This is a genomic window from Variovorax sp. GW821-FHT10D07, from assembly GCF_059415325.1.
The window spans coordinates 36,371-57,940 of record NZ_JBWKMZ010000012.1; the positions used below are offsets into that span (position 1 = coordinate 36,371).

Sequence of the window (21,570 nt, forward strand, 5' to 3'; positions counted from 1 at the left end):
CGGGGCCGATCAGGCCGCCTGGCGGCGCAGCCGGCGATAGCGCCAGAACGCGCCCGACGCCCAGATCTTCAGCAGGCTGGTGACATGCCAGTAGAGGTACTTGCTGCTGCGGTGGCTCGCGCGCTGCGCGTCGTGCCGCGCGCGCAGCTGCTCGCCGACCTGCAGCCGCCAGCCGGCCAGCTGCACCCGCGCGCAGATGTCGAAGTCCTCGCCGTACATGAAGAAGCGCTCGTCGAAACCGTGGACGGCGGCATAGGCCTCGGCACGGAACAGCATGAACAGGCCCGGCACCCAGGCCGGGACGGCCGGGCGCGCATAGCCGGGCTTCTTGCGCGTGAGGATCTCCAGCGGCGTCAGGATGTCGCGGTGCTGCTCGGGCTCGCGCTTGCCGGGCTCCATGATGCGCGGCGTGAGCAGCCCCGCGTCGGGTGCCGCCAGCGCGACCAGCGGCGCCAGCACGTCGGCATCGAAGCGGATGTCGGGGTTGAGCACCAGGAACCATGGCGTGGCGCAGCGCTCGAAGGCCTGGTTGTGGTTGGCGCCGAAGCCCTTGGGCTCCGCGTTCTCGATGCGTTCGAGCGCGAAGCCCCAGGCGGCGCCGGCCAATGGCGCGTCGGACTCGGGGATGTTCAGCGTCAGCACCACCTTGGCCACCTGTTCGCGGCTGAAGCGGTCGATCTGGTCGAGCAGGGGGCGCACGAGTTCGAGCTGCCCGTGGCTCACGATCGAAATCGTGACGGCGGGGGAGGTCGTAGCGGGGGTGGCCATGGTCTAATTTCGCCCGGGGATTCTAGGGGCCCCGCTACCACCCATGATTGCCCTGATCGTCATCAGCTTCTTCGTCGCCGCCTTCGCGGTCCAGATCTTCATGCGCCGCGCGCGCCGCCATGCGCGGCTGTACGGCGCCGACATGCCGCAGCGCTTCCACAAGGGCCATGTGCCGCGCCTGGGGGGCGCGGGCATCATCCTCGGCATGGGCGTGGCCTGGCTCGCGGCCGGCATCACCGGCACCGATCCGTTCAACGTCTCGTGGCCCGCGTCGGCCTCGATGCTGATGCTGGTCTGCATCCTGCCGGCCGTGCTCGGCGGCATCGTCGAGGACGTCACGCAGCGCGTGCAGGTGCGCTGGCGGCTGATGCTCACGCTGGGCGCGGCGCTGCTGGTGTGCTGGGTGCACGGCCTGAGCCTCGCGCGCACCGGCATCCCGCTGGTCGACGGCTGGCTCGCGGCCGTGCCCTATGCCTCGGTGCTGTTCGCCGCGCTCGCCATCGGCGGCCTGCCGCATGCCTTCAACATCATCGATGGCTACAACGGCCTCGCGGGCACGGTGGCGGTGCTGGTCTGCCTCGCGATCTCGCACGTGGCGCTGCAGCTCGGCGATCGCCAGCTCGCGGCCATGATGGTCTGCCTGGTCGGCGCGACCTTCGGCTTCCTGATCTGGAACTACCCGCGCGGCAAGATCTTCGCGGGCGACGGCGGCGCCTACGTCTGGGGCATGGTGATCGCCGTGGCCTGCGTGACGCTGGTGCAGCGCCACCGCGTGGTCTCGCCCTGGTTCCCGATGCTGCTCTTGATCTATCCGGTGTGGGAGACCCTGTTCTCCATCTACCGCAAGCTCGCGCGCGGCCAGTCGCCGGGCACGGCCGACGCGCTGCACTTCCACCAGCTGATCTTCCGCCGCATCGTGCGCGTGGCCTTCGCCGACGACGAGGCGCGCCAGCTGCTCGCGCGCAACAACCGCACCTCGCCCTACCTGTGGATCTTCGCCGCGATGTCGGTGGTGCCCGCGGTGCTGTTCTGGAACAACACCTGGGTGCTGATGTTCTTCTGTCTTCTGTTCGTCACGACCTATGTCGGCGCCTACCTCATGATCGTGCGATTCAAGGTGCCGCGCTGGCTGCGGCCCTGATCGTTCGTCTTTGCGAGAATCCCGTCCCATCGTCCACCGTCCCGGAGCCTGACCGCCCATGACCGACCCCGTCCTCAACATTCCCCCGCGCGACAAGGCCGAGATCCTGGCCCAGGCGCTGCCGTACATCCGCAAGTTCCACGGCAAGACCATCGTCATCAAGTACGGCGGCAACGCCATGACCGACCCGGCGCTGCAGGCCGACTTCGCCGAGGACGTGGTACTGCTCAAACTGGTCGGCATGAACCCGGTGGTGGTGCACGGCGGCGGCCCGCAGATCGAGGCCGCGCTCAACCGCCTGGGCAAGAAGGGCAGCTTCATCCAGGGCATGCGCGTGACCGATGCCGAGACCATGGAAGTCGTCGAATGGGTGCTGGCTGGCGAGGTACAGCAGGACATCGTGGGCCTGATCAACCAGGCCGGCGGCAAGGCCGTGGGCCTGACCGGGCGCGACGGCGGCCTGATCCGCGCGCAGAAGCTCAAGCTGGCCGACCGCGCCGATCCCAGCGTGCACCACGACGTGGGCCAGGTCGGCGACATCGTCTCGATCGACCCGAGCGTGGTCAAGGCGCTGCAGGACGACGCCTTCATCCCCGTCGTGAGCCCGATCGGCTTCGGCGAGGAGAACGAGAGCTACAACATCAACGCCGACGTGGTGGCCGGCAAGCTGGCCACCGTGCTCAAGGCCGAGAAGCTGATGCTGCTGACCAACACGCCCGGCGTGCTCGACAAGGACGGCAAGCTGCTCACCAACCTGAGCGCGCGCGAGATCGACGACCTGTTCGCCGACGGCACGATCTCGGGCGGCATGCTGCCGAAGATCGAGGGCGCGCTCGACGCGGCCAAGAGCGGCGTCAATGCCGTGCACATCATCGACGGCCGCGTGCCGCACGCGATGCTGCTCGAGATCCTGACCGATCAGGCCTACGGCACGATGATCCGCGCGCGCTGAGCGCGTGGGGGCCGGCCCCGAGGCGGGGGCGGCGGCCAGCGGGCGCGCGGGGAGGCGCGCGCTCACTGCTGTGCGAGAATCAATTGTTTACATCTTCCGCACGCGCCTCCCATGCAAAACGAAGAGACAGTCGTCCCCGGTGCAGAGACCCAGGCCGAGACCGCGCCGGCCGCTCCGGCGCGCAAGCGTCCCAAGCCCGGCGAGCGGCGCGTGCAGATCCTGCAGGCCCTGGCCGCGATGCTCGAGCAGCCCGGCGCGGAGCGCGTGACCACCGCGGCGCTGGCCGCCCGCCTCGAGGTCAGCGAGGCCGCGCTCTACCGCCACTTCGCGAGCAAGGCGCAGATGTTCGAGGGCCTGATCGACTTCATCGAGCAGAGCGTGTTCACCCTGGTCAACCAGATCCTCGAGCGCGAAGCCACGGGCAAGGAGCAGGCGGCCCGCATCATCGCGATGCTGGTGCAGTTCGCCGAGCGCAACCCCGGCATGACGCGCGTCATGGTCGGCGATGCGCTGGTCTACGAGAACGAGCGGCTGCAGCAGCGCATGAACCAGTTCTTCGACAAGATCGAAGCCAGCATCCGCCAGGCGCTGCGCGAGGACCGCGCCGCCGAAGGCTCGGCCACGCCGAGCGTCGATGCGCAGGTGCGTGCCTCGGCCCTGACCTCGCTGGCGGTCGGCCGCCTGCAGCGCTTCGCGCGCTCGGGCTTCCGCCGCGAACCCTCCGAACACCTCGACGCGCTGCTCGCGCTGGTACTCTGAACCGCTGAGGACAGGGCCGCGCAGCAGCCGCAGCTTATCGTCGGCATAGGCAATCGCAATCGAAACAGGTCATTCGATTGCTGAAAATAAACGGGCTCCCACAACCGATAGGAAAAGCCCAATGACCGATCCCCGCAAGCTCACCACCGAGAACGGCGCGCCCGTCGAGAACAACCAGCAGTCGCAGACCGCCGGCGTGAACGGCCCCGTGCTGATGCAGGACCATCACCTGATCGAGAAGCTCGCGCGCTTCGACCGCGAGCGCATCCCCGAGCGCGTGGTGCATGCGCGCGGCTCGGGTGCCTTCGGTACCTTCGAGGTGACGGCCGACGTCACGAAATGGACCAAGGCGAAATTCCTCGGCCAGGTCGGCAAGAAGACGGAGGTGCTGGCGCGCTTCTCGACCGTGGCGCTCGAGCTCGGCTCGGCCGACACGGTGCGCGATCCGCGCGGCTTCGCGCTCAAGTTCTACACCGAGGAAGGCAACTACGACCTGGTCGGCAACAACACGCCGATCTTCTTCATCCGCGATCCGCTCAAGTTCCCCGACTTCATCCATTCGCAGAAGCGCGACCCCTACAGCCACGTGCAGGAGCCCGACAACGCCTGGGACTTCTTCTCGCACTCGCCCGAGGCCACGCACCAGTTCACCTGGCTGTTCGGCGACCGCGGCATTCCGAGGAGCTACCGCCACATGGACGGCTTCGGCTCGCACACCTTCCAGTGGGTCAACGCGCAGGGCGAGGCCTTCTGGGTCAAGTACCACTTCAAGACCAACCAGGGCATCGAGACCTTCGTCGCGCAAGAGGCGCAGCGCGTGGGCGGCGAGAACCCGAACCACCACCACCTCGATCTGCTGCATTCGATCGAGCGCGGCGAGTTCCCGAGCTGGCGCGTGCAGGTGCAGATCATGCCGGTGGCCGAGGCGCAGACCTACCGCTTCAATCCCTTCGACCTGACCAAGGTCTGGTCGCACAAGGACTACCCGAAGATCGACATCGGCATCCTCACGCTGAACCGCAACCCCGACAACTACTTCGCCGAGATCGAGCAGGCCGCGTTCAACCCGGCCAACTTCGTGCCCGGCATCGGCCCCTCGCCCGACAAGATGCTGCAGGGCCGCCTGTTCAGCTACGGCGACACGCAGCGCTACCGCCTGGGCATCAACCACACGCAGCTGCCCGTGAACCGGCCGCACGCGACCACGGCGCAGAACTACGGCCGCGACGGCGCGATGCGTGGCGACGGCAACGGCGGCCGCGGCCCGAACTACGAGCCCAACAGCTTCAGCGATGCACCGAAGCAGAGCAACGAGCCGGTCTATGCGCCGCTGCAGATCCACGGCTGGACCGGCAGCCACCAGTGGCAACAGCACCCCGAGGACACCGACTTCGTGCAGGCCGGCGACCTCTACCGCCTGATGGACGAGGCCGCGAAGGAGCGCCTGATCCAAAGCATCGCGGGTGGCCTGGGCGCGGTCACGCGCCAGGACATCATCGACCGTTCGGTGAGCTACTTCCGCCAGGCCGATGCCGACTACGGTGCGCGGCTCGAGAAGGCGATCCGGGCCGTGCAGGCGAAGATCAGGGGCGACGACACCAGCGTGCAGGTCGGCAAGCCGGCGCACGACGCGAGCAAGAGCTGAGCGGCAAGGCGCGCGGTGCGGCGCGGTCCCGCTTCGGTGGGGCGCGTCGCTCGTTCATGTCGCAGGAAGTCGCTAAGCTCGCACGGGCCGCATTTCCAACATGAACCATCCAGGGACGACCTCGCCATGCGCTCGCTGATCCTCGTCTTCACGCTGCTGTGCCTCCCGCCGTTCGCTTCGGCGGCGGTGTTCGAGGATGCGATCGGCGTGTCCTTTCCCGACCGGGTCGGCGGCTTGCAGCTCCAGGGCAGGGAGACCTTCGCGCAGAAAGCGCTGGGCAGCGCCACGCGCTACCGCAGCGATGGCCATCTGCTCGCTTCGACGTATGTCTACACCGGTGGCCTGAGCAGCATTCCCGAGGGCACCGAATCCGCCGTGGTGCGCAAGCATTTCGCCCAGGTGATCGACGAGGCGAAGCAGATGGAGGCCATGGGCCATGCAAGCAAGGTGACGGTGCCCGCCACGCCCGGGCAGGTCACGCAGTTCGCAGGCTGCGGCCCGCAATTCATCTGGAAGGCCTTCGAGATGGACCTCGATGGCAACCTGATCGTGTCGAACACCTACCTCACGGCCGTGCGCAACAACTTCGTGAAGCTGCGCATCAGCTACCCCAAGACCGACATCACCGGCCGACAAAGCGCCGATCGCTTCATCGAAGACATCCGCAAGGTGCTCGGGCGCTGCTAGCGTCCGCCGGGCCGGTCAGGCGACCTGCACGCCCACCTTCGCCCCCGCCGCCACGATCTCCCCCCAGGTCGCATCGTCGACCCAGATCCCGTCGCGCTGGCGCGCCGCGCGCGCCTTGCGCTCGGGCTCGCCCGCGATCTGCACCGCGTCGAAGCCCTGGCCCGGCGGGCTGCGGCGCAGCCACTCGACGAATTCGCGCGCCTCCTGGTCGAAGCTGGCCTGGGTACCCAGGCGCTCGGGATCGATCAGCACGGTGAGCATGCCGTTGAGCACGCTGCGGCTGGTGTCGGCCGGCCGGTGCCAGGTGCCGCCGCCGGTCAGCGCGCCGCCCAGCAGCTCGCAGGCCAGCGCCATGCCGTAGCCCTTGTGCTCGCCGAAGGTCATGAGCGCGCCGAACAGGCCGTTGCCCTGCGGCACCACCACCACGCCGGGGTCGTCGGTGGGCGCGCCGTTCTCGTCGATGAGGTAGCCCGGGGGCACGCGCTCGCCCTTGTTGTGGGCCACGCGCATCTTGCCCTGCGCCACGCGGCTGGTGGCGTAGTCGAGCACGAAGGGCTCGGCCCCCGCGAGCGGGATGCCGATGCAGCAGGGGTTGGTGCCGAAGCGCCCGTCGCCGCCGCCCCAGGGCGCGACCACCGGGCGCGAGAGCACGTTGACGAAGTGCATCGACACCAGCCCGTGCGAGGTCGCCATCTCGGCGAAGTGGCCGATGCGGCCCAGGTGGTGCGCATGCGCGAGCGTGAGGATGCAGCTGCCGTGGCGGCGCGCGCGCTCGATGCCGAGCTCCATCGCCTGCACGCCCACCACCTGCCCGTAGCCGTGCTGGCCGTCGAGCGAGAGCAGGGTGCCGATGTCGAGGTTGATGCGCACCGCTGCGTTGGGATGCAGGCCGCCTTCGGCCACCGCGTCGATGTAGCGCGGCAGCATGCCCACGCCGTGCGAGTCGTGGCCGCTGAGGTTGGCCATCACGAGGTTGGCCGCGACCTGTTCGGCCTCGGCTTGCTGGCTGCCCGCGGCGCGCAGGATGCTCGCGACGGTGGATTGCAGGCTCTCGGCCTGCAGTGTTCTCGGCATGGTTCAGATTCCTTTGGCGTTCACGGTGATGGCGTAGAGCGAGGTGGTGGCGCAGACGAACAGGCGGTTGCGCTTGGGCCCGCCGAAGCAGACATTGGCCACGCGCTCGGGCACGCGCAGCTTGCCCAGCAGCGTGCCGTCGGGGTGGTAGACATGCACGCCGTCGGCGGCGCTGGTCCAGAGCCGGCCCTCGGTGTCGAGCCGGAAGCCGTCGAACAGGCCCGCGGTGCATTCGGCGAACACCTCGCCGCCACGCAGGCTCTTCTTGTCCGGTTCGACGAGGAAGCGGCGGATGTGCCGCGGCCCGTTCGGTTCGTGGCTCGCGCCGGTGTCGGCGATGTAGAGCAGGGATTCGTCGGGCGAGAAGGCCAGCCCGTTGGGCTTCACGAAGTCATCGGCCACGCGCTCGACCGCGCCACTGGCCGGGTCGATGCGATAGACATGGCAGCCCCCGATCTCGCTCTCGGCGCGCAGGCCTTCGTAGTCCGACAGGATGCCGTAGCTCGGATCGGTGAACCACACGCCGCCATCCGAATGCACCACTACGTCGTTCGGCGAGTTGAGCCGCCGGCCTTGCCAGTGCGAGGCCAGCACCGTGATCGAGCCGTCGTGCTCGGTGCGCACCACGCGGCGCGCCAGGTGCTCGCAGCTCACGAGCCGGCCCTGGCGGTCGACGGTGTTGCCGTTGGTGTTGTTCGCGGGTTCGCGCAGCACCGCGGCCTGGCCGTTGCGCTCGTCCCAGCGCAGCATGCGGTCGTTCGGAATGTCGGACCACACCAGCATGCGCAGCGCGCCGAACCAGGCCGGGCCCTCGCACCAGCGCCCGCCGGTCCACAGCCGCTCGAGCCGCTCGGGCTTGGGCACCAGGCCTGTGAAGCGCGGGTCCAGCGTCTCGAAGCCGGTGCCTTCCAGCGCACCGAAGGGAAGCGTCGTCATCGGCTGTGCGCTCCTACATCACCGCGCCGACCTGCCAGGGCACGAACTCGTTCTGCCCGTAGCCGTGCTGCTCGCTCTTCGAGGGCGTGCCCGAGGCCGTGGCCAGCACCAGCTCGAAGATGCGCTGGCCCATCTCCTGGATCGAGGCCGTGCCGTCGACGATCTCGCCGCAGTTGATGTCCATGTCCTCTTCCTGCCGCTTCCACAGCGCCGAGTTGGTCGCGAGCTTGAGCGAAGGCGAGGGCGCGCAGCCGTAGGCCGAGCCGCGGCCGGTGGTGAAGCAGATCAGGTTGGCGCCGCCGGCCACCTGGCCCGTGGCACTCACGGGGTCGTAGCCCGGCGTGTCCATGTAGACGAAGCCGTGCGCCGTCACCGGCTCGGCGTATTCGTAGACCGCTTCGAGGTTGCTGGTGCCGCCCTTGGCCACCGCGCCCAGCGACTTCTCGAGGATGGTGGTGAGGCCGCCGGCCTTGTTGCCCGGCGAGGGGTTGTTGTTCATCTCGCCCTCGTTGATGGCCGTGTAGTGCTCCCACCACTTGATGCGGTCCACCAGCTTCTGGCCCACCTCGCGCCGCACCGCGCGCCGCGTCAGCAGGTGCTCGGCGCCGTAGACCTCGGGCGTCTCGCTCAGGATCGCGGTGCCGCCGTGCGCCACCAGCAGGTCGACCGCCACGCCCAGCGCGGGGTTGGCGCTGATGCCCGAATAGCCGTCGGAGCCGCCGCACTGCAGCCCGATCGTGATGTGGGCCGCGCTGCAGGGTTCGCGCGTCACGGCATTGGCGCGCGGCAGCATCTCCTCGATCAGCGCCACGCCCTTGTCGACCGTCTTGCGCGTGCCGCCCGTGTCCTGGATGTTGAAGACGCGCAGGTTCTCGCCCTCGGCGAGGTTGCCGGTCGCGAGCCAGGCGTTGATCTGGTTGGCCTCGCAGCCCAGGCCCACCACCAGCACCGCCGCGAAGTTGGCATGCGTGGCATAGCCGGTCAGCGTGCGCTCGAGGATCTGCATGCCCGTGCCCTGCGTGTCCATGCCGCAGCCGGTGCCGTGCGTCAGCGCGATCACGCCGTCGACGTTGGGGAAGGCCGCGAGCGCGGCCGGGTTGGTCTTGCGCGAGAAGTGATCGGCGATCGCGCGCGCGGCCGTGGCCGAGCAGTTCACGCTGGTCAGCACGCCGATGTAGTTGCGCGTGGCCACGCGGCCGTCGGCGCGCTTGATGCCCATGAAGGTGGCCTCGCGTTTCGCGGGCGCGGGCTTCACGTCGGCGCCGAAGGCGTAGTCGCGTTCGAAGTCGCCCTTGTCGGGCCCCATGTCGAGGTTGTGCACGTGCACGTGCTCGCCGGGCGCGATCGCCTTGCTCGCGAAGCCGATGATCTGGTTGTAGCGGCGCACCGGTTCGCCGGCCGCGATGGCGCGCATCGCGACCTTGTGGCCCGGCGGTATCAGGCCGTGGACCTTGACGTCCTCGACGACGGTGCCGCCGAGCAGTTGCGAGCGCGCGATGACGACGTCGTCGGCGGGATGGAGTCTTATGTAGGGATTCATCGTGTGGGGGCCGGCGCGGGATCGCCGGTCGGGGTCATTGCATGATCTTCGGCAGCCACAGCACCGTGGCGGGCCAGTAGGTGATGATGCCCAGGCTCAGCAGCAACGGCACCAGCCAGGGCAGGATCGCCATCGTCGTGCGCTCGATGCTGAGGTTGGCGATACGCGCGAGCACGAACAGCACCATCCCCATCGGCGGATGCAGCACGCCGATCATGAGGTTGAGCACCATCACCACGCCGAAATGCACCGGGTCGATGCCGAGCTGGTTCGAGATCGGCAGCAGGATCGGCACCAGGATCGTGATCGCGGCCGTCGTCTCGAGGAAGCAGCCGACGAACAGCATCAGCAGGTTCGCGAGCAGCAGGAAGACCCAGGCGTCCTTCGTGAAGTTGAGCACCCAGCTCGCGATGTCGGCCGTGACGCCGGTGGCGGTCAGCATCCAGCCGAAGATCGAGGCCGCCGCCACGATGAAGAGCACGGTCGAGGTCGATTCCACCGTCTCGAGGCAGACCTTGACGAACATCTTCCACTTGAGCGTGCGGTACCAGAAGAAGCCCAGCACCATCGCCCACACGCAGGCCGCGATCGCGCCCTCGGTGGCGGTGAACAGGCCGGTCGCCATGCCGCCGATCAGCAGCACCGGCGTCATGATCGGCAGCACGGCCTCGAACCTGAAGACCTTGTCGGCCACGAACAGGATCGCCAGCGCGATCAGCACCGCGGGCTGCGCGGGCGCGCCGAACTTGTCGACCGCGAACCACAGCAGCGTGGGCCACAGGCACACCACCAGCAGCTCGACCAGCGCCTTCATGAGCCGCGGCCACTGGAACTTCACGTCGGCGCCCCAGCCGTTCTTGTGCGCGTAGTAGGCCACCGTGAGCATCATCAGCAGGGTCATGATCAGGCCCGGCATCAGGCCCGCGATGAACAGCGCGCCCACCGACACGTTGGCCATCATCCCGTAGATCACGAAGGGCAGGCTCGGCGGAATGATCGGGCCCAGCGTGGCCGAGGCCGCGGTCACGCCGACCGCGAACTCGGTCGAGTAGCCGTGTTCCTTCATGGCCTTGATCTCGATCGTGCCCAGGCCGGCCGCGTCCGCGATCGCGGTGCCGCTCATGCCCGAGAAGATCACCGAGCCGAGGATGTTGACGTGGCCCAGCCCGCCCTTGAGCCAGCCCACCAGCGCGAGCGCGAAGTTGTAGATGCGGTTGGTGATGCCGGCGTTGTTCATCAGGTTGCCGGCGAGGATGAAGAAGGGAACGGCCAGCAGCGGGAAACTGTCGACGCCGCTCACCATGCGGTGGATGACGACGAAGCCCGGCAGGTTGCCGCTCCAGAGGATGTAGACCAGCGAGGCGCCGGCCATGGCCACGGCGACCGGAATGCCGGCGCTCATGAACAGCAGAAAGACGATCTTCAGCATGTCGTGGGAATGGTTCTGACCTCAGCGGTCGTCGATCGTGGATTCGGGCCGTTCCAGCACGCAGTAGCCGCGGCGCCAGTGCACCACGCTGACCTGCACCGAGCGGACCAGCATGGCGGTGAAGCCCAGCAGGCAGACGCCGTAGACGATGTTCATCGGCAGGTCGACGATGGTCATGCTGGCGTTGTTGCCGATCTTGATCATCATCTGCACCGTCATCACCACCGCGGCCGCGAAGAAGGCGGTGCGCAGCACGTCGACCAGCAGGCCCAGCGCGCGGCCCACCTTGAGCGGCAGGTGGCGGTAGAAGAAGTCGACCTGGATGTGGTTGTTGCGCGCCACGCCGATCGCGGCGCCGACGAACACCGTGCCCACGAGCAGGTAGCGCGCGATCTCCTCGGTCCAGGAGGCCGAGTCGTTCAGCACGTAGCGCGTGATGAACTGGTAGAGGACGGTCAGTCCCAGCACCCAGAACAGGCCCAGCGCGACCCAGCCCTCGATCGTGGTGCCGGACAGGTCGACGGCTTCGTCGGTGACGTGGAACTCGCCGTCGTCGCCCAGCAGCTTTTCATCGCTCATCGTGTCTCCTCGTTGTCGTGCAAGGGCGGCCGGCCATGGCGGCCGGCCGCGCGCGGCTTCACTGGATGGCGATGATCCGGTCGTAGTCCTGCTGGCGGTAGCCGTGGTCGGTCGGCTTGGTGTTCTTGAGCACGGCCTCGCGGAACGCGTTCTTGTCGACCACGATCACGTTGTTGCCCTTCTTCTTGAACTCCTCCACCAGCCGGGCTTCGGAGGCGATGATCTCGCGGCCGGTCTTCTCGGCCGCTTCCTGCATCACGTCGCTGAACATCTTCTTCTCGTCGGCGCTGAGCTTGCCCCAGAGCTGGCCCGAGACCACGGTCAGCAGCGAGTCGACGATGTGGCCGGTCAACGAGATGTTCTTCTGCACCTCGAAGAACTTCTTCGCCTCGATGGTGGGCAGCGGGTTCTCCTGCGCGTCGACCGTGCCGCTCTGCAGCGCGAGGTAGACCTCGGCGAAGGCGATCGGCGTGGCATTGGCGCCCAGCGACTTGGGGAAGGCCAGGTAGGCCGGCGCGTCGGGCACGCGGATCTTCAGGCCCTTCATGTCTTCCGGCTTGCTCACGGGCCGTGCCGCGCTCGAGGTCACGTGGCGCGCGCCGTAGTAGTTGAGCGCCGTGATGTGGTTGCCGGTCTTGTCGTCGTAGCCCTTGGCGAGCTCCCTGAACACGTCGCTCTTGGCGTACTTGAGCTGGTGCTCGGCGTCGCGGAAGATGAACGGGAAGTAGGTGATGGCCAGCGGCTTGTAGCTGTTGCCCGCGAAGCTCGCGCCGGTCAGCACGATGTCGACCGTGCCGAGCGTCAGGCCCTGGTTGATGTCGGCTTCCTTGCCGAGGCTGGAGGCCGGGAAGACCTGGATGTCGTATTTGCCGTTGCTGCGCTTCTTGATCTCCTCGGCGGCCCACACCGAGTACTTGTGGAAGGGCTCCGAGGTCTCGTAGACGTGGGCCCACTTGAGCTTGGTCTGGGCCGAGGCGAGGCCCGACACGCCGAGCGCGCCGGCCGCGAGGGCGCAGGCGGCCAGGGCCTTGAGGGCGGTGCGCTTGCTGTTCTTGCTGTCTCTGATCATGTGGCTTGTCTCCGTTGTATTAGTTGGCAGTGGCAGGAATGCTGGCGAGGAGTCAGGAAGGCTTCGCGCGTCGCCAGCTCGCGCTGAATCGCTGGTGGGACTTGTCCATGTGCTCGTGCATCGCGGCGCGCGCGGCCTCGGCGTCGCGCGCGGCCACCGCGTCGCGGATCGCCTCGTGCTCGGCGATGGCCGAGCGCCACGAGGACACCGTCTCGAAGTAGCCGCCCAGGCGCGTGAAGATCGGGCCCTTGCGCGAGTCCCAGAAGTTCTGCACCGTCTCGATCAGCACCGCGTTGCCGCTGGCGCCGACGATCGCGAGGTGAAAGGCGCGGTCGCCCTCGAGCGGCATCACCTTGCGGTCGGCCAGTTCGCGCATGACCTCGATGGCGCGCGTCATCGCATCGACGTCCTTGCGCTTGCCCATCTGCGCCGCGATGGCCGCGGTCTCGCCCTCGATCACGCGGCGCGCGCGGATCAGCTCGAGCGGCCCCCACTCGGTGGGCGCCACCGGCGCGCTGGCGCGGTGCGAGCGGTCGAGCACGTACACGCCCGAACCGGTGCGCACCTCGACCCAGCCCTCGACCTCGAGCGCGATCAGCGCCTCGCGCACCGAGGGGCGGCTCACGCCGAGTTGCTTGGCCAGGTCGCGCTCGGCCGGCAGGCGCGCGCCCACGGCGAACTCGCCCTGGCCGATCAGCGCGCGCAGCTGGTCGGCGATCTGGCGATAGAGGCGTTGGGGTTCGACGGTCTGCAGCGGCACGGGGTCAGAAAAGAAGACGAGTGGGTTTAAGGGTTGTCCTGAATTGGACAAGTGGTAAGGCCAATTCAGAATACGATGCGCGGCCCGTGCCACCCATCGGGCCAAACCCGAATCGGAGACACCATGAGATTGAAGGGAAAGACCGCGCTCGTCACCGCGGCCGGCCAGGGCATCGGCCATGCGAGCGTGCTCGCGCTCGCGGCCGAGGGCGCGCAGGTCTGGGCCACCGACGTCAACGCGCAATTGCTCGAGCGCTACGCCGGCGTGCCGAACGTCACGGCCGCCAAGCTCGACGTGCTCGACAAGGCCGCCATCGGCGCGCTGGTGTCGACCCTGCCGCCGCTCGACGTGCTGTTCAACTGCGCGGGCGTGGTACACAACGGCACCATCGAGCAGGCCAGCGACGACGACCTCGCCTTCGCCTTCGCGCTCAACGTGCGCGCCCAGATGTGGACCATCCAGGCCGTGCTGCCCGGCATGCTCGCGGCGGGCCGCGGCAGCATCATCAACATGGCGAGCGTGTGCTCGAGCATGAAGGGCCTGCCCAACCGCTTCGTCTACGGCACCACCAAGGCCGCGGTGCTGGGCCTCACCAAGAGCGTGGCGGCCGACTACGTCACGCGCGGCATCCGCTGCAATGCGGTGTGCCCCGGCACGGTCGACACGCCCTCGCTGGGCGAGCGCATCAACGCCAATGCCGATCCCGAGGCCGCGCGCAAGGCCTTCGTCGCGCGCCAGCCCATGGGCCGGCTCGCGCGCGCCGAGGAGATCGCGCCCGTGGTCGTGTTCCTCGCCAGCGACGAATCCATCTTCGCCACCGGCCAGGCCTTCACGGTCGACGGCGGCATCACGATATGAACCAGCTCGACTTCGCCGGCCGCCACGCGGTGGTCACCGGCGGCGCCACCGGGCTGGGCTTCGGCATCGCGCAGCGGCTGGTCGCCTCGGGCGGCACGGTCACGCTGTGGGACCGCGACGAGGCCGCGGCCGCGCGCGCCGCCGAGTCGCTGGGCCCGGGCAAGGCACGCGCTCTCAAGGTCGACGTCTCGCAGCAGCCCTCGGTGGCCAAGGCGGTGGCGGCCACGCTCGCGCATGCGCCGCGCATCGACGCGCTGGTCAACAGCGCCGGCATCACCGGCCCCAACGCCAAGCTCTGGGACTACCCGGTGGACGACTGGCGCCAGGTGATGGAGGTCAACGTCAACGGCGTGTTCCTGTGCTGCCGCGAGGTGGTGGCGCAGATGCGCGCGCAGGGAGGCCAGGGCCGCATCGTCAACATCGCCTCGGTGGCCGGCAAGGACGGCAATCCCAACGCCAGCGCCTACAGCGCCAGCAAGGCCGCGGTGATCGGCCTCACCAAGTCGCTCGGCAAGGAACTCGCCGACACCGGCATCCGCGTCAACTGCGTGACGCCGGCCGCGGTCAAGACCGCGATCTTCGACCAGATGACGCCCGACCACATCGCCTTCATGCTGTCGAAGATCCCGCAGGGCCGCTTCGGCACCGTCGAGGAGGTCGCGGCGCTGGTAGGCTGGCTGTGCACCGACGACTGCTCGTTCTCGACCGGCGCGGTGTTCGACCTCTCGGGCGGCCGCTCGACCTACTGATCGCCCCTTCCCACAGAACCATCCAACCACCCAAGGAAAAGCAAGCATGAAACTCGTCCGCTACGGCAACCCCGGCAAGGAGAAGCCGGGCCTCGTCGACGCCAACGGCCAGCTGCGCGACCTGAGCGCCGTCGTCAAGGACATCGGTCCCGAGCAGCTCGGCGATGCCGCCATCGCCAAGCTGCGCAAGCTCAAGACCGACAAGCTGCCGCCGGTCAAGGGCAAGCCGCGCTACGGCAGCCCCGTGGCCCGCGTCGGCAAGTTCATCGCCATCGGCCTCAACTATGCCGACCATGCGGCCGAGTCGGGCCTGCCGGTGCCCAAGGAACCCGTGGTCTTCATGAAGGCCACGAGCTGCATCCAGGGCCCGAACGATCCCGTGATGCTGCCCAAGGGCTCGGTCAAGAGCGACTGGGAAGTCGAGCTCGGCGTGGTCATCGGCACGCGCGCGCGCTACGTCTCGCAGAAGAGCGCGCTCGACCACGTCGCCGGCTACTGCGTCATCAACGACGTCAGCGAACGCGAGTTCCAGATCGAGCGCGGCGGCACCTGGGACAAGGGCAAGGGCTGCGACACCTTCGGCCCCATCGGCCCCTGGCTGGTGACGCGCGACGAGGTCGAGAACCCGCAGAAGCTCGCGATGTGGCTCGACCTCAACGGCCAGCGCGTGCAGACCGGCAGCACCAAGACCATGATCTTCAGCGTGGCGAAGATCGTGAGCTACGTGAGCCAGTTCATGACGCTGGAACCCGGCGACGTGATCACCACCGGCACCCCGCCCGGCGTGGGCATGGGCATGAAGCCGCCGCTGTTCCTCAAGAAGGGCGACGTGATGGCGCTCGGCATCGAGGGCCTCGGCGAGCAGCGCCAGGAAGTGGTGCCCTTCAAGCTCTGAGCCAGGCGGCCGCGGCCGCCCGGATTTCCTTTTCCGGATCGACGAACGGCCCCCGCGGGGGCCGTTTTTCGTTTCCGCGCGCCTTTAAATGTCCCATTGACAGAACATTGAAACTGCAAAAACATCGCCTGCATGTCGCAGATGCCCTTGCCCAAGTACCACCAGATCTACCTGGTGCTGCGGGAGCAGTTGCATGAGGGCCGCTTCGCCGCCGACGGGCTGCCGGGCGAGCTCGCGCTCATGCAGCAGTTCGGCGTGGCGCGCGTCACCGTGCGGCGCGCGCTCGAGCAGCTCGCCGCCGAAGGGCTGATCTCGCGCACGCCGGGCCGCCGCACGCGGCCCATCGGCCCGGTCGCGGGCGAGGCGCCGACCGCGCCGGCCAGCGAGCGCGCCAACCTGCGCGGCCTGCTCGAGAACCTCGTCACCATGGGCCTGCACACCTCGGTCAAGGTGCTCGAGGTCGCGACCATCACGGCCTCCTCGCAGGTGGCCGAGGCGCTGCAGCTGCAGCTCGGCGACCCGGTGCAGAAGGCGGTGCGCGTGCGCTCCACGCGCGAAGGCCCGCTCTCGCACATCACGACCTACGTGCCCGACACGATCGCGCGCCGCTTCGGCCGCCGCGAGCTGTCGAAGAAGCCGATCCTGGTGCTGCTCGAGGAGTCGGGCGTGAAGGTGGGCCGGGCCCACCAGACCATCTCCGCGCGCCTGGCCGACAACGTGCTCGCGCAGCACCTCGACGTCTCGGTCGGCTCGGCCCTGCTCGCGGTACGCCGCCTGATCTACGACGAAGCCGAGCGCCCGGTGCAGTGGCTGCACGGCTTCTACCGCCCCGACCGCTACACCTACGAGATGCAACTGTCCCGCGTCGGCAGCATCGACGCCAAGGTCTGGGTCAGCCGGGACGTGTCGGCCAAGTTCAACTGAAGACAAAGAAAAGGAAACGCCCCATGCAGACCCGCCGCCGCTTCGTTTCGCAGTCCGCCACCCTGGCCTCCGCGCTCGCCTTCCCGCTGATCGGCGGGGCCCAACCCAAGCCGCTGAAGGTGGGCGTGCTGCACCCGGTGACGGGCGCGCTCGCCTACTCGGGCCAGCAGTGCCGGCTCGGCGCGCAGCTCGCGATCGAGGACATCAATGCCGCGGGCGGCATCAAGTCGCTCGGCGGCGCGAAGCTCGAGGCCCTGCTGGGCGACGCGCAGTCGCAGCCGCAGGCGGGCGCGGCCGAGGTCGAGAAGATGAACGAGGCCGGCGTCAGCGCCATCGTCGGCGCCTACGCCTCGGCGATCTGCCTGGCCACCACGCAGGCCGCGGCCAAGTACAACCTGCCGCACGTGGTCGACGTGGGCGTGGCCGACCAGATCGTCGAGCGCGGCCTGAAGAACACCTTCCGCTTCGGCCCCGGCTACCGCAAGTCGACCGAGGTCGCGATGGCCAACCTGCTGGTGCTCAACAAGGCCGCGGGCAATCCGGCCAAGACCGTGATGGTGATCCACGAGGAGTCGCTGTTCGGCGCCGGCACCGCGCAGCTGCTGGCGCGCGAGCTGCCGGGCTACGGCTTCGAGGTCAAGGAGGTGGTGAAGCACGCCAACCCCACGCGCGACTTCAACAACATCGTGCTGCGCATGAAGTCGATCAACCCCGACATCGTGATCCCGGCCAACTACTACAACGAGTACGCGCTGCTGGTGCGCACCATGCAGCAGCAGAAGGTGGTGCCCAAGGCGATCTTCTCGGTGCTCGGCGGCGCGGCCTCGAGCTACAAGTTCGTGAAGGAGTTTCCCGACGCGGCCAACGGCATCATCGACTGCAACCACTGGTTCAACCCCAGGGACAAGCGCGCGCAGGAGCTGCGCAAACGCGTCGAGGCCAAGGGCCAGTTCTTCAGCTACGAGGTCTTCATGACCTATGCCTCGATGTGGCTGCTGGCCGATGCGCTGGAGCGCGCCAGGTCGGGCGAGCGCGCCGCGATCGTCGATGCGCTCGAGAAGAGCACCTTCTCGAACCACTTCATGCCCTATGGCCCCACCAAGTTCGTCAATGGCCAGAACGAGGGCGCGCAGCCGCTGATGACGCAGGTGGTGAAGAACGACATCAAGGTCATCATCCCGCGCGACTACCGCGAGGTGGAGCCGCTGTTTCCGCTGAAGGCATGAGCGTGAGAAAAGTGATCCCCTGGGGCTCCTGCAGCCGTCGAACAGGCGCGGAGCCCGGCGTGCGGTGCGGGGCGGGCGATCCCCTCTGCGCCGCCGAGGAGCGCAGCGTTTCGCGGATAAGGGCTCGCAGCTGTTTGAGCGAAGCGAGTTCTGCGAGACCCCGCGAAACGCGAGCACCGCAGGGCAGCCGCGAAGCGGCCGGCGCAGTGGGGTCGCTCGACCCGCACCGCATGCCGGGCGGCCTCCATCCCACGCGCGACGACAAAAAATGCTAGACCCCAGCATCCTCTTCCCCTCGCTGCTCAACGGCCTCACCACAGGCGCCGTCTACGCACTGATCGCCTTGGGACTCACGCTGATCTACGGCGTGCTGCACATCATCAACTTCGCGCACGGCGCCTGCCTGATGGTGGCGCTGTACGCGGTGTACTTCCTCAAGGAGCGGCTGGGCATCGATCCCTACCTCGCGCTGCCCGTGGTGGTGCTCGGCATGTTCGCGCTCGGCTATGCGCTGCAGCGCGTGGTCATCAACCGCGCGGGCCACGGCAAGGACGAGAACATCCTGCTCGCCACGCTCGGCATCGCGATCGTGATGGAGAACCTCGCGCTGCTGTTCTTCAAGTCGGACACGCGCAACATCGACACCGCCTATTCGCTCAGCACCGTGGCCATCGGCCCCGCGATGATCGCCGTGCCCAAGCTGGTGGCCTTCGCGGGCGCGCTCGTGGTCTCGGGCATCCTGTTCTGGATCATGGGCCGCACCGACCTCGGCCGCGCCATCCGCGCCGTCGCCAAGGAGAAGGAGGGCGCCAAGCTCATGGGCATCGACGTCGACCACGTCTACGCCATGAGCTTCGGCATCGGCCTGGCCTGCCTCGGCGCGGCCGCCTGCTTCCTGCTGCCGGCCTACTACGTCAACCCGCAGGTGGGCGGCGGCTTCGTGCTCGTGGCCTTCACCATCGTCGTGCTCGGCGGCATGGGCAGCTTCGTCGGCGCGCTGATCGGCGGCTTCCTGGTCGGCGTGGTGGAGTCGCTCGGCGGCCTCTACCTCGGCGAATCGCTGGGCCAGATCGGCATCTTCGCGATCTTCATCGGCGTGGTGCTGTTCCGGCCGCAGGGCATGTTCGGGGCCAAGGCATGAGCGCGGCGAAGCAACTCGCGGGCATCGCGCTGTTCGCGGTATTGGTGGCGTGCGTGCCGCTGGTCACGACCTCGGGCGTCACGCTCAACTTCGTGATGATGGCGCTCTACGCCACGCTGATCGCGCAGGCCTGGAACATCCTCGGCGGCTTCGGCGGCCAGTTCTCGTTCGGCCATGCGCTGTTCTTCGGCACCGGCGCCTACATCCAGGCCATCGCGCAACTGCAGGGCGGCATCAATGCCTGGATCGCGCTGCCGCTGGCCATCGCCGGTGCCGCGCTGGTGGGCTTGTTCATCGGCGCGCTGAGCTTCCGCTACGGCCTCAAGGGCTCGTACTTCGCGCTGGTCACGCTGGCCTTCGCCGAGGTGTTCCGCATCCTCGCGCTGTCGGTCGACTTCACGGGCGGCGGCGTCGGCTTGATGGTGCCGCTGCGCGAATCGGTCGCCAACCTGCAGTTCGCCACGCGCGCCGGCTACCTGTGGGTGGTGCTCGCGATGGTCGTGGTGGCGCTGCTCGTCACCTGCTGGCTGCGCAACGGCCGCTTCGGCGCCTACCTGCAGGCGGTGCGCGACAACGAGGACGCGGCGCGCGCCGTCGGCGTGAATCCCTTGCGCGTCAAGCTCGCGGCCATCGGCCTGTCGGCCGCCTTCATGGGCGCGGCCGGTGCCTTCTACGTGCAGGTGTTCCAGTACATCGATGCCGGCATCGCCTACGGCCCGGCCGTGTCGGTCGAGGCGCTGGTGGCGGCCATCGTCGGCGGCATGGGCACGGTGTGGGGCCCGGTGCTCGGCGCGGTCGTGCTGCACCTGCTGTCGGACTTCACGCGCAACCTGTTCGGCGAGCTGCCGGGCATCAACATGGTGATCTACGGCACCGTGCTCGTGCTGATCGTGATCTTCGTGCCGCGCGGCATCGCGGGCATCGGCCAGTCGGTCCGGCAGCTCTGGAGCGCGAAGGGAGGCCGCGATGAGTGAATCGTCCCTGCTGGTGCTCGAGGGCGTCTCGCGTTCCTTCGGCGGGCTCAAGGCGGTGCAGAACGTGAGCCTCGCCGTGCGCGAGGGCAGCCTCAGCGCACTGATCGGACCGAACGGCGCGGGCAAGACCACGCTGTTCGCGTTGATGTCGGGCTTCCTCAAGCCCGACGCCGGCAGCGTGCGCTTCGCGGGCCAGGACATCACCGGCCGCGAGCCGCACCGCAATGCCGCGCTCGGCATGACCCGCACCTTCCAGATCGTGAAGCCCTTCGCGGCGCAGACCGTGCGCGAGAACATCGCGGTTGGCGCGCACCTGCACCTGCGCGGCCGCACCGAGGCACTGCGCGAGGCCGAGGCCGTGGCGCAGCGCGTGGGCCTCGCGCCGCAGCTCGACAAGCCGGCCTCCGATCTCACCGTGGCCGGCCGCAAGCGCCTCGAGCTCGCGCGCGCGCTGGCCACCCGGCCGCGCCTGTTGCTGCTCGACGAGGTGCTCGCCGGCCTCAACCCGCAGGAGATCGCCGAGATGATGCCGGTGGTGCGCGGCATCGCCGCGAGCGGCGTGACCGTGCTGATGATCGAACACGTGATGCAGGCCGTGATGAACCTCGCCGAGCATGTCTGGGTGCTGGCACAGGGCCAGCTGATCGCCGAGGGCAGCCCGGCGCAGGTGACCTCCGACGACCGGGTGGTCGAGGCCTACCTGGGCCACGGCACCGCGGCACGGCTGCGCAAGGCCGCAACGGGAGCCGCAGCATGAGCGCACTGCTGGAAATCGAAGGCCTGCGCGGCGGCTATGGCCGCGTCGAGGTGCTGCGCGGCGTCGACCTCAAGGTGAACGCCGGCGAGATGGTCGCGCTGCTCGGCAGCAACGGCGCGGGCAAGTCCACGCTCAACAAGATGGTCTGCGGCCTGTGCCCGGCCTGGGGCGGCACCGTGCGCTTCGACGGCAAGGACCTGAGCGGCGCGCACTACCGCGACGTCGTCAAGGCCGGCCTGATCCAGGTGCCCGAGGGCCGCAAGGTGTTTCCCAACCTCAGCGTGCGCGAGAACCTCGAGCTCGGCTCGTTCACGCGGGCGCGCGAGCGCCGGGCGCACAACCTCGAGAAGTCGTTCGCGCTGTTCCCGCGGCTGCGCGAGCGCATGGACCAGCATGCCGGCACCATGAGCGGCGGCGAGCAGCAGATGCTGGCCATCGCGCGCGGCCTGATGGCCGAGCCGGTGCTGCTGATCCTCGACGAGCCTTCGCTGGGCCTCTCGCCGCTGCTGGTCGAGGAGATGTTCACGCTGATCCGCGAACTGCGCGACGGCGGCCTGGCCGTGCTGCTGGTCGAGCAGAACGTCGGCCAGTCGCTCGAGATCGCCGACCGCGCCTACGTGCTCGAGAACGGCAGCGTGCGCTTCTCGGGCCTGCCCGGCGAGCTGCTCGTGAGCGACGAACTGCGGCGCGCCTACCTGGGACTTTGA

General features: G+C 68.5%; 22 protein-coding genes. 14 read left to right on the plus strand and 8 right to left on the minus strand.

Annotated elements, in window-relative coordinates; genetic code table 11:
* Positions 1–9 precede the first annotated feature (9 nt).
* Positions 10–768, minus strand: coding sequence for a glycosyltransferase family 2 protein (locus AC07PU_RS29320; RefSeq protein ID WP_495321882.1), 759 nt, complete (start codon positions 766–768; stop codon positions 10–12).
* Between the two features lie 43 nt (positions 769–811).
* On the opposite strand from AC07PU_RS29320, the gene AC07PU_RS29325 reads away from it, so the two are divergent.
* The 5 genes from AC07PU_RS29325 (at position 812) to AC07PU_RS29345 (ending at position 5,952) form a co-directional block, all read left to right on the plus strand.
* The gene (locus AC07PU_RS29325; RefSeq protein WP_093353938.1) at positions 812–1,909 is read left to right on the plus strand and encodes a glycosyltransferase family 4 protein; all 1,098 of its coding nucleotides are present in this window, start codon (positions 812–814) and stop codon (positions 1,907–1,909) included.
* Between the two features lie 58 nt (positions 1,910–1,967).
* Positions 1,968–2,861 (plus strand): acetylglutamate kinase, encoded by an 894-nt coding sequence (argB, locus tag AC07PU_RS29330; protein WP_208509337.1) that lies wholly within the window; start codon positions 1,968–1,970, stop codon positions 2,859–2,861.
* Between the two features lie 111 nt (positions 2,862–2,972).
* Positions 2,973–3,620, plus strand: coding sequence for a nucleoid occlusion factor SlmA (gene slmA, locus AC07PU_RS29335; protein WP_093353943.1), 648 nt, complete (start codon positions 2,973–2,975; stop codon positions 3,618–3,620).
* 121 nt (positions 3,621–3,741) lie between these two features.
* Complete coding sequence (locus tag AC07PU_RS29340; protein ID WP_495321883.1) at positions 3,742–5,265, plus strand: catalase; 1,524 nt, start codon at positions 3,742–3,744, stop codon at positions 5,263–5,265.
* Positions 5,266–5,391: 126 nt separating this feature from the next.
* The gene (locus AC07PU_RS29345; RefSeq protein WP_296794449.1) at positions 5,392–5,952 is read left to right on the plus strand and encodes a hypothetical protein; all 561 of its coding nucleotides are present in this window, start codon (positions 5,392–5,394) and stop codon (positions 5,950–5,952) included.
* 15 nt (positions 5,953–5,967) lie between these two features.
* Here AC07PU_RS29345 and AC07PU_RS29350 read toward each other — a convergent pair whose 3' ends face one another.
* Genes AC07PU_RS29350 through AC07PU_RS29380 form a run of 7 tightly spaced genes read right to left on the minus strand, consistent with a single transcriptional unit; the run spans position 5,968 to position 13,339 of the window.
* Positions 5,968–7,026: a malate/lactate/ureidoglycolate dehydrogenase gene (locus tag AC07PU_RS29350; protein WP_495321884.1), complete on the minus strand. Its 1,059-nt coding sequence runs from the start codon at positions 7,024–7,026 to the stop codon at positions 5,968–5,970.
* Positions 7,027–7,029: 3 nt separating this feature from the next.
* Positions 7,030–7,962, minus strand: coding sequence for an SMP-30/gluconolactonase/LRE family protein (locus AC07PU_RS29355; RefSeq protein ID WP_495321885.1), 933 nt, complete (start codon positions 7,960–7,962; stop codon positions 7,030–7,032).
* A 13-nt stretch (positions 7,963–7,975) separates the two neighbouring features.
* Positions 7,976–9,502, minus strand: coding sequence for a UxaA family hydrolase (locus AC07PU_RS29360; RefSeq protein WP_495321886.1), 1,527 nt, complete (start codon positions 9,500–9,502; stop codon positions 7,976–7,978).
* Positions 9,503–9,536: 34 nt separating this feature from the next.
* Positions 9,537–10,931 (minus strand): TRAP transporter large permease, encoded by a 1,395-nt coding sequence (locus AC07PU_RS29365; RefSeq protein WP_208509332.1) that lies wholly within the window; start codon positions 10,929–10,931, stop codon positions 9,537–9,539.
* A gap of 21 nt (positions 10,932–10,952) precedes the next feature.
* A complete protein-coding gene (locus AC07PU_RS29370; RefSeq protein WP_495321887.1) occupies positions 10,953–11,510 on the minus strand; it encodes a TRAP transporter small permease in 558 nt (185 codons plus the stop codon).
* 58 nt (positions 11,511–11,568) lie between these two features.
* A complete protein-coding gene (locus tag AC07PU_RS29375) occupies positions 11,569–12,579 on the minus strand; it encodes a sialic acid TRAP transporter substrate-binding protein SiaP (protein ID WP_398496127.1) in 1,011 nt (336 codons plus the stop codon).
* A gap of 52 nt (positions 12,580–12,631) precedes the next feature.
* On the minus strand, positions 12,632–13,339 hold the full coding sequence (locus AC07PU_RS29380; protein WP_057590941.1) for a FadR/GntR family transcriptional regulator: 708 nt from the start codon (positions 13,337–13,339) through the stop codon (positions 12,632–12,634).
* Between the two features lie 123 nt (positions 13,340–13,462).
* Here AC07PU_RS29380 and AC07PU_RS29385 point away from each other — a divergent pair, with 123 nt between their 5' ends.
* The 9 genes from AC07PU_RS29385 to AC07PU_RS29425 all read left to right on the plus strand — a co-directional run bounded on the left by AC07PU_RS29385 (position 13,463) and on the right by AC07PU_RS29425 (position 21,570).
* Positions 13,463–14,197 carry an SDR family oxidoreductase gene (locus tag AC07PU_RS29385; RefSeq protein WP_208509329.1) on the plus strand — a complete coding sequence of 245 codons (735 nt, stop codon included), beginning with the start codon at positions 13,463–13,465 and terminating at the stop codon, positions 14,195–14,197.
* Positions 14,194–14,946: an SDR family NAD(P)-dependent oxidoreductase gene (locus AC07PU_RS29390; RefSeq protein WP_261215006.1), complete on the plus strand. Its 753-nt coding sequence runs from the start codon at positions 14,194–14,196 to the stop codon at positions 14,944–14,946. Before AC07PU_RS29385 ends, AC07PU_RS29390 begins: the two co-directional genes overlap by 4 nt.
* A 46-nt stretch (positions 14,947–14,992) precedes the next feature.
* Positions 14,993–15,841: a fumarylacetoacetate hydrolase family protein gene (locus tag AC07PU_RS29395; RefSeq protein WP_093353970.1), complete on the plus strand. Its 849-nt coding sequence runs from the start codon at positions 14,993–14,995 to the stop codon at positions 15,839–15,841.
* A 141-nt stretch (positions 15,842–15,982) separates the two neighbouring features.
* Positions 15,983–16,765: a GntR family transcriptional regulator gene (locus tag AC07PU_RS29400; protein ID WP_093354113.1), complete on the plus strand. Its 783-nt coding sequence runs from the start codon at positions 15,983–15,985 to the stop codon at positions 16,763–16,765.
* Positions 16,766–16,788: 23 nt separating this feature from the next.
* Positions 16,789–17,991, plus strand: coding sequence for an ABC transporter substrate-binding protein (locus tag AC07PU_RS29405; RefSeq protein WP_261215011.1), 1,203 nt, complete (start codon positions 16,789–16,791; stop codon positions 17,989–17,991).
* A 268-nt stretch (positions 17,992–18,259) separates the two neighbouring features.
* Entirely contained in the window at positions 18,260–19,132 is an 873-nt protein-coding gene (locus tag AC07PU_RS29410) for a branched-chain amino acid ABC transporter permease (protein WP_495321889.1), read from the plus strand.
* Positions 19,129–20,106 (plus strand): branched-chain amino acid ABC transporter permease, encoded by a 978-nt coding sequence (locus AC07PU_RS29415; RefSeq protein ID WP_495321890.1) that lies wholly within the window; start codon positions 19,129–19,131, stop codon positions 20,104–20,106. Before AC07PU_RS29410 ends, AC07PU_RS29415 begins: the two co-directional genes overlap by 4 nt.
* A complete protein-coding gene (locus AC07PU_RS29420) occupies positions 20,099–20,863 on the plus strand; it encodes an ABC transporter ATP-binding protein (RefSeq protein ID WP_057590948.1) in 765 nt (254 codons plus the stop codon). Before AC07PU_RS29415 ends, AC07PU_RS29420 begins: the two co-directional genes overlap by 8 nt.
* Positions 20,860–21,570 (plus strand): ABC transporter ATP-binding protein, encoded by a 711-nt coding sequence (locus AC07PU_RS29425; protein WP_495321891.1) that lies wholly within the window; start codon positions 20,860–20,862, stop codon positions 21,568–21,570. Before AC07PU_RS29420 ends, AC07PU_RS29425 begins: the two co-directional genes overlap by 4 nt.

Coding starts and splice junctions, on each gene's coding strand:
- AC07PU_RS29385 (WP_208509329.1), top strand. CDS start 13,463: ATGAGATTGAAGGGAAAGACCGCGCTCGTCACCGCGGCCGGCCAGGGC.
- AC07PU_RS29410 (WP_495321889.1), top strand. CDS start 18,260: ATGCTAGACCCCAGCATCCTCTTCCCCTCGCTGCTCAACGGCCTCACC.
- argB (WP_208509337.1), top strand. CDS start 1,968: ATGACCGACCCCGTCCTCAACATTCCCCCGCGCGACAAGGCCGAGATC.
- AC07PU_RS29395 (WP_093353970.1), top strand. CDS start 14,993: ATGAAACTCGTCCGCTACGGCAACCCCGGCAAGGAGAAGCCGGGCCTC.
- AC07PU_RS29400 (WP_093354113.1), top strand. CDS start 15,983: ATGCCCTTGCCCAAGTACCACCAGATCTACCTGGTGCTGCGGGAGCAG.
- AC07PU_RS29420 (WP_057590948.1), top strand. CDS start 20,099: ATGAGTGAATCGTCCCTGCTGGTGCTCGAGGGCGTCTCGCGTTCCTTC.
- AC07PU_RS29365 (WP_208509332.1), bottom strand. CDS start 10,931: ATGCTGAAGATCGTCTTTCTGCTGTTCATGAGCGCCGGCATTCCGGTC.
- AC07PU_RS29320 (WP_495321882.1), bottom strand. CDS start 768: ATGGCCACCCCCGCTACGACCTCCCCCGCCGTCACGATTTCGATCGTG.
- AC07PU_RS29375 (WP_398496127.1), bottom strand. CDS start 12,579: ATGATCAGAGACAGCAAGAACAGCAAGCGCACCGCCCTCAAGGCCCTG.
- AC07PU_RS29370 (WP_495321887.1), bottom strand. CDS start 11,510: ATGAGCGATGAAAAGCTGCTGGGCGACGACGGCGAGTTCCACGTCACC.
- AC07PU_RS29390 (WP_261215006.1), top strand. CDS start 14,194: ATGAACCAGCTCGACTTCGCCGGCCGCCACGCGGTGGTCACCGGCGGC.
- slmA (WP_093353943.1), top strand. CDS start 2,973: ATGCAAAACGAAGAGACAGTCGTCCCCGGTGCAGAGACCCAGGCCGAG.
- AC07PU_RS29325 (WP_093353938.1), top strand. CDS start 812: ATGATTGCCCTGATCGTCATCAGCTTCTTCGTCGCCGCCTTCGCGGTC.
- AC07PU_RS29425 (WP_495321891.1), top strand. CDS start 20,860: ATGAGCGCACTGCTGGAAATCGAAGGCCTGCGCGGCGGCTATGGCCGC.
- AC07PU_RS29350 (WP_495321884.1), bottom strand. CDS start 7,026: ATGCCGAGAACACTGCAGGCCGAGAGCCTGCAATCCACCGTCGCGAGC.
- AC07PU_RS29405 (WP_261215011.1), top strand. CDS start 16,789: ATGCAGACCCGCCGCCGCTTCGTTTCGCAGTCCGCCACCCTGGCCTCC.
- AC07PU_RS29360 (WP_495321886.1), bottom strand. CDS start 9,502: ATGAATCCCTACATAAGACTCCATCCCGCCGACGACGTCGTCATCGCG.
- AC07PU_RS29415 (WP_495321890.1), top strand. CDS start 19,129: ATGAGCGCGGCGAAGCAACTCGCGGGCATCGCGCTGTTCGCGGTATTG.
- AC07PU_RS29340 (WP_495321883.1), top strand. CDS start 3,742: ATGACCGATCCCCGCAAGCTCACCACCGAGAACGGCGCGCCCGTCGAG.
- AC07PU_RS29345 (WP_296794449.1), top strand. CDS start 5,392: ATGCGCTCGCTGATCCTCGTCTTCACGCTGCTGTGCCTCCCGCCGTTC.
- AC07PU_RS29355 (WP_495321885.1), bottom strand. CDS start 7,962: ATGACGACGCTTCCCTTCGGTGCGCTGGAAGGCACCGGCTTCGAGACG.